At 38.7% G+C, this 7,612-nt stretch carries 2 protein-coding genes; both read right to left on the bottom strand.

From position 1 onward, the window contains the following. Nucleotides 1-3,631 (bottom strand): LamG domain-containing protein (locus E1176_RS09565; RefSeq protein ID WP_155210390.1); only part of this gene is annotated, 3,631 nt, incomplete at its 3' end. Between the two features lie 43 nt (nt 3,632-3,674). Beyond that, on the bottom strand, nt 3,675-7,612 hold a 3,938-nt coding region (locus E1176_RS20650; RefSeq protein ID WP_185152726.1), incomplete at its 5' end, for an RHS repeat domain-containing protein.

The raw sequence follows: 7,612 nt of genomic DNA, 5'->3' as shown, positions 1-7,612 counted from the left end.
ACCAACCTGATGAGTTCTCGGCTAACCTATTCTCAGAAAATGCCCCTGCGTTATAACCTCCTCCCCCTGAAATCTTTTTTAAACCGTTACTAACCGTCTCCTGTACTCCAACTTTATTATTCCATGTAATATTATTTCCAATATTTCGTGCCTCAGCTCCCAATGAGTTATAAATTGGACTTGAGGGTGATGTATAATCGATAACTCTAAAGTAATAGTTCTGATTAATCTCTGTCAGATTACGGATATTAAATGTTGTACCGGTGCCATTATAGACTACAAAGTGGCCTGGTGCTATCTCGTCTCCCTGACCAAAAACTTCATTTGCATTGTATGTAAACCCATCTTCTGGCACAGAGGTTATAGGTTCTCCCATTCTGGCTATAACTATACTATGTGTACCATCTCCTCTCACGAAGTTACCAACCCCTGATTCTCCAAATTTTAAGACCTGCAAATCGCTTGAATAAACATTAGTTGGCACCTCAAACGTAGCAAACACATCTTTTACCTCATCATTATGATTAAAAAATGAAGCATCAATACTTAAATCGGAATGGCTCGATTTTTCCGATGTATAAAAAAGCTCATTATTTCTAAAATATCTTATTTTACCTGATTGTCTTTCGACTCTAAACTCATCATTGGCTTTGACCCCTGTAGCTTCATACTTTTTTACTCCTCTTTCATATACATAATAGTTGTTATTAAATATAAATATTGAGTAATCGATACTAAGGTAGTTGACGTCTGCATTGTGTTTTGAGAGTCCCATAAAAAGTCTTGCATTCTGATTGGCAACTACAAATTCAAAATACCCATCTTCTCCTAAAGGCAGTCTGTTTTTTGAATAAGCTCCTGCATTGTAACCAGCGGTTGTTATGGATTTTCGTAAACCATTGGAAGATGTAGGGGTAACGCTAACGATATCTTGCCACTCAACCGTCTCTAAACAGCTTGTGGTAGAATAAGGCAAGGCTGCTAAATCACTAATTTCTGCTGCTGACAATGCTTTATTATAAATCTCAAGTTGGTCTATTTTTCCTAGTAAGAAACGAGCATCTGAGTTATCTATTCGCGAATAGCCAATCGTTAGGTCTTCTTCATTAACATTTATGGTTGAAAGAGCTTCATCTTTGTATTTAACTACACCTGTGTCTTCCTCTCCATCTATGTACAGCCTTAGATCACCATTATCAAAAGTAAAAGTAATATGATGCCATTGGTCATCAAAAACGGCTATTGATGAATAGTATATCTTTTGTTTAGTTCCAGTGCCATCACTACTAATTGTGATTTGAAGTCTGTCCTGCGGTTGGCCATTTATAGTTGTGGAAGATAATAGCCACCCTTTTTTGTTGTGTACATTTCCTCCTACATGTTGTGAGGCTATGGTACCGACATTGCTTTGTGCCGGTGCTTTAACCCAACCTGCGACAGAAAGCTGTTGACCATACTTAAGGTTCTCTGAAAACGGTATGTAAGCACGGTCATCAACCCCATCAAAACTAAGTGCTTGTCCGTTATAGCCTGGAGACCAGGTGGCACCATTGACGGTACCGTTTAGCGTACCTGAATTGTCGGTGAGTATGGTGCCATCGCAAGAGTTAAAATCGTAAGACGCTTCAAAATTGCAGTAACCTGGATTACTTAGTTCTGATGCAAATTGATTTATTTCGGTAGGCGAAAGTGACTTGTTGTAAATATGGATGTTATCTAGCGAACCTTTTAATGGTAAATGTAAATCGCCATTATTAGCGGATGGATAAATTCCGAAATAAACAGGGAAATCGCTGTTACCTGGGGTAGTGTAACTTAAGACTCCTGTACCATCTTCATTCCCATCCACATATATAGTTGCTGTACTTCCGTCACCAACTACTGCCACATGATGCCAATTATTGTCGCTTATAGTACCAATTGCTCCTGAAATCTTGTTGTACTCATTAGATCTCCCGGTAGTCGATTGAAACACTATCTGCTTATTACCAAATGTACCTGACCCCGATGGCTCATAGCGTAGACTAAAGCCTTTTGAAACCCATCCACCACTATTGGCGATAAAAATGTTTCTACTATTCAAATCATCAATTTTAACCCAGGTAGCAATCGTAAAAACTCCGGTATTTTGTACAAATGAAAAATCATCTTCACTACCCTCGATTTTCACATAATCGTCAACTCCATCAAATTTTAAACCCTGCCCCTCATACCCTGCTATCCATTTTGCCCCATGTACCGTTCCGTTAAGGGTGCCTATATTGTCGGTAAGTACCGTACCCTCGCAAGCGTTGAAGTCGTAACTACTAACTTTTCCAGTGAATTGTATGCTCAAGTCGAAGGTTGAAGTTTCTACTCCATCTGCATAACCCCCTGAACCTACTGAAAGGTAATACCAATTACCTTCGATTAAGTTGTTGACAGATATTTTATTACCATTGTTAAATCTTACAAAACCAATTTGATTGTTACTCTCATCCATGAGATACACGACATATGTATTAGGCATATTCCCACGAATCAATTCTATACTTGCATTGGCTTTATTTGCACGAAACTTAAACCAAACATTACCATGGTTGTAAGATGGTTGATTATCTTTTGTAGCATAATAGTTATCAAAAGCTTCGTTGCTGGAGGTCCAGCTTAGTCCTGAAAAACTGATATCTAACGCGTCTTCCTGAAAATCATTTTGGATATCATCATTGAAACATAAATCAAAACTGCTTTCACTACCTCCCCCTACTGACAAATAATACCAGTTTCCGACAACCAATTTATTACTAGATACATCATAACCCAGATTAAACCTGGTTGCATCAATTTCATTATCATTCTCATCATACAATGCCATTACATAACCAGTTAAAGCACCAGCATCAGCCTTCGAAATTTTGATTTGTATACCATTGGTCTGTGCCTGAAACTTAAACCAAACATTATTTTTTAGGTTTGTATAAACTGAAGGAGGTACCCCATCATTGGTGGCTCCAAAATTGTTGTAAGATTTGCCCGAAGAACAGGCTTTTGTTAATGACGTTATTTCCAAGGCATTTACCTTGTCATCATTTGTAGCAATCTCACTACCAAAAGAAACTTGTGCTCCGGTAACTTCTGCACCCGTATGGTAGATAGACACATCTACTAATAGTGAACTAGTAGAGGGTGTAGGTGATGTATGAAATGCCACCCCATTTTTCTTAAAAACAATTTCATTATTTATTCGCTCCAGGCGATATACATCTCCAGCTACAGCCGGATCATATCCAGCTTTCCAACTGCCTTTCTCCAAAATAGAAATGTTGCCATTGCTGTGCAGTCTTATTGCATAATCAATCGTTTTACTCTCATCAACATTAATCTCTGATAGACCGAAAATATACTCAACTCCCACGGTTGATATGGTAAATTCTGCCCATCCATCGGTATTAGCTGCAAGTACTTCTTCAGAAGCTGCGCCTGCATTGGTAGTTCCCCAACCCGCTGTCTTTTTTAAAGCATTATCGGGTTGTACTTCTACGCCTGCAAGATCCGTCCAGGTGACAGGAGTTTGGGCTTTTGCTGATATAACAGGAATACCAAAAACAAGAAGAAACAAGAAAAGCAGGGAGCAATAGTATTTTATATTCATTGTGGTTGATTTCGTTGATTAGAAACTTGGTGTTTCAGATATATTATCCCCTCTTTTCCTTTTCTTCGTTACTCAATTTTTCTAACTGTTCAAGATATTTGGGCTGTTCTGCACTTTCTTCTTTAAACAAGTTTTTATTTTCTAATTCCGGCACAAAAGGTCTATACAGCTGCATAAGATGTGCGATATCAACTGAAGGCTGGATTTGAATATTCGGAAGTTGGTGAAATTGTTTCGGATCCTGTTTCGGGTTAAAACTGGAGACCTGAAACAATGATGTCATATCAGTTTTGTAGTAATTTAACAGCATACTAAATGCATCTTCCATAAAGCCTGATTCATCGCTCAGATCATCAGGGCTATTGATGCGCTCTAACCATCCATTGATATTGTAAACGAAGTCAATTCCTTGCATATCACCACCCAACTCAATTCTCTTTAATGGCCCATGCAGATAGTAGGTATAACTTGCTTGTAGCTGAGCTTCTGTTTCATTTGGCAAATTGACATAAGGAATACTCCCATTCAAACTGGTATAAACCCGATCCAATCTTTTATTGGCATCATAAGTATAGTAATGGTAAAAGGCGTCTCTCTTTGCCTGATCTGAGCCATACGCTTCATAGCCTACCTGTAAAACATTTCCCAAAAAGTCATAATCATATTTGAGCAAGAAAGTACGACTTAGCGGCCCTGATAAACCATTTGGTTTTTGTGCCATCCAGGTTACGCGGCCTTGTTCGTCATAACTGTACCACGTGGTGATGTGCTCATTTTCAGTATATGAAGCTGCACCCATGACAAAGTCTTGTTGAACGCTGGCGGGTACGTTTGGAATTGAGGTAACCGGTTGATCATAATAAGTTTTCACCCAATCTGTTTTGTCGCTGTTACTCCATGAATTGAAACCAAGGTTTTCCAGTATTGCATTAGTGTCGGTACCAAACAATAAGCTTCCTGTATACTCTCCTGATTCTATGGGGCGTCCTAAATTATCATAATCGGTATATGAAAATCGTCCATTTTCCTTTTGTTTCTGATTTTGTGAGAATCGTATGGTTCCATCTGTCCTATACAAATATACAGTAGTACCTGCATCTGGCTCAGTGGTGGATAATAACCAACCCTGATGGTTGTACATGTAAGTAGTTTTATCAATATTAGCATAGGCAATACCTTCTCTCCACTGTTTTACACCATTGGGAGACACTGTGCATCTTAGGCGGCCTGCATTATCATAAAAGTTGTATGAAACATTCCCATAACTGTCCCGATAATTAATTGTAGTTGTAGCTGAAGAAATTACTCTATAAAACCCTGGGTTCAATAATTTTGATCCCCCAGAAACTGGAATATGATCATCTGTAATTATATTCTCAAGTTGATAACTACCGGATGAAGTGAAATTTACAGTAGCAGGATTCAGCAAATAGAAATAAATAAAATTACCTTCTGAGTTAGTTCTGGTGTGAGAGAGTTCTCGATTCCCCTTCAGTGCACTCATGAGTACATTTCCCTGTCTATCTGAAACGGAAAGTGAGAATTTACCATTGACATCACGCCTCACGCTCACTGTAGACTCATTGGCAAGATCACCTGTAGGTCTTGGAATTCCAGGAAGTGTGAGTGCTTTAAGGGTGAAGTAATCAGCTAATTCCCCACTTACAGCAAAAGTACCATTCCAGGACTCATTTCCCGATCCCATGCGATGTACCTCACCAGGTCCAGCGGTACGCCTCACCGCACCTGACCCATCATTATAAAATTCGCTAAGTGAGTAAGGAAAACCCGTAACCGGTACGTTATCTTCGATGTCATTATTTTCGCTATAGTACCAGCCTAACGTGTTTCTATTCGAATTTCCAACAGGATTTCCTAAGTCTGAATAAGTATATGTATTACCAGCGGTATTTTCTATGAATTGTGGCTGGTAGAAAAAATTAGATAAGTCCGTAGGGCTGGCTAAAGCACTGAATACAGCTCTATCGTATTCATCTTTTATGGGTTGATTTATAATTACTGTACTATTCTGAACATCCCTTGATTGAGACTGTAATAGTTGACCACTCTCATCAAAATAGCTTCTTGAAGCACCCAAAGTTTGCCCATCCTCATCGTAAGTGGTGGACGTAATCATATTAAGACCATATTCTTTCGCCATGGACAATTTAACTTCATTAGTGGGCAACAGATCGCACCCTATTCCAAATTGTATTATTGCTTTAGCCAAGGTCTCTCGACCAAGATTTTTATAGGTATACTTTTCAGCAGTACTACCTGTAGTCCATTTTTCTCCGTTATCTCTACTGATTTGCCATTCAACCACATTCCCTGAAAGGTTATGTACTCGAACAGACCCACTATTATTTCCAGGCTTTAGGTATCTGCTTCCTATGGCCCTTCCAACTTCGCCATTTTCAACAATATTGATAAAACTAATGTCGGAATAGTAATCATCACACCTGTCATCTACATGTAATACAGCTCGGTAGTAAGCCTCTTCAGTAATATTGGCGAGTTGCAACTGCGATTGAGTACTAGAATTATATGATGCCCATATTATCTTACCATCAGTATCTTTCATCCCTTTTTCCCAACCAGTAATTGTACCTCCGTTTCCTGTAAGCTCTAATGTAAGATCTACACCATGGCAAACATCAAAGTCAGGAAGAGTTCCCTCTTCAGGTTGGTTTATTAAAATAAAGTTTAAAGTGTTTGAGTACTTTAAACCACATCCCTCAAAATTATCAAACCTTAATCTATAGCTTTGAGTGGTAGTTATTTCAATGTAGGTACCTGATTCTACAAAATAATCCATAAAGGGCCCACCTTCAATACTCCTTTCAAGCTGCATATTCTCACCCCATGGTATATTTAGCTGAACTTGAGGTAATAAAAATTTACCATCCTGACCTTCACAGATAACTAAATCTTCAGTTCGGTTGTCAGCATAAGTAAGAATAGGTACATTTTTCTTTACAACAGTAAACGTTTCTGACTCTTGAACAGGGCATATCGAATTGTCAGCAATAATCTTGAAATGTGTGGTCTCAGACAAGTACACAGGAAAAGGATTTGATCCTAAATTTGTCCAATTCGGGTTTCCGTTTTCACGAGAATACCATTCTATTACAGAACTTGCTCCACTTACAATTAGGCTAATATTTTGTGGGTCACAAAATTTATCCAGTCCGGAAATGACACCTCCATTGTTGGCCTCTAAAACCTCTACAAACACCACATTACTAAAAGATTCTCCACAGCTATTGTAATACCTGACCCTGACGTAGGTTGACTCCGTAAAGTTTATAACGTATCTATCCTGATCATCACGTAAAATATCTAAATCATTAAAAGAATTATAATCTATATTATTAAGTGAATATTGCCATTGAAATTCAGTAGCTGGTGACATTTGCTGTTCAGGTGCAAATTCAAATTCGTAATCCACTGATCCACAGCCACCACCAGCGAGATATTCTCTGCCGATAATTTGGTTTTCAGAAGGCAGTGCAGTGTATGAAATTGTAAAAACATCGGTGACAACTTCACCACAAGCTCCTGTAAGAATGGTCGCCTTTAATTGTGTATCTCCAGACAGGCTATTAAATGAGATACTACTACTTTGACTGCTTCCCGGTACTGTGCTCCAACTACTCCAGAAATGGCTACCTGTTTTATTTCGACTTTGCCAATACTCTATAGTGCTTGAATTATTGGTTACGGTATATGTGCCTGAATTACCTTCACAAAGATCAGAGGGACCAGAAATCGTCCCCGGAGAATAAACTTCATTTATAATATAGGTTTCAGGGTCATGATTATCATCCGACTCAGTAAAACTATGGGTGACACTATAATTCGCCTGGTTAAGGAACCATCTAACGTCAACCTCATCTCTATTAGCTAAACCTATCACTTCACCCCCTTGTACCTCCCAATTATGTCCATATGCTGGATTCCCCGCATACTTTAAAGTGT

Source organism: Fulvivirga aurantia, from assembly GCF_009711475.1.
GTDB lineage: Bacteria > Bacteroidota > Bacteroidia > Cytophagales > Cyclobacteriaceae > Fulvivirga > Fulvivirga aurantia.
The sequence above is the reverse complement of the archived record's forward strand: the minus strand, read 5'-3'. Positions and strand labels throughout refer to the sequence as shown.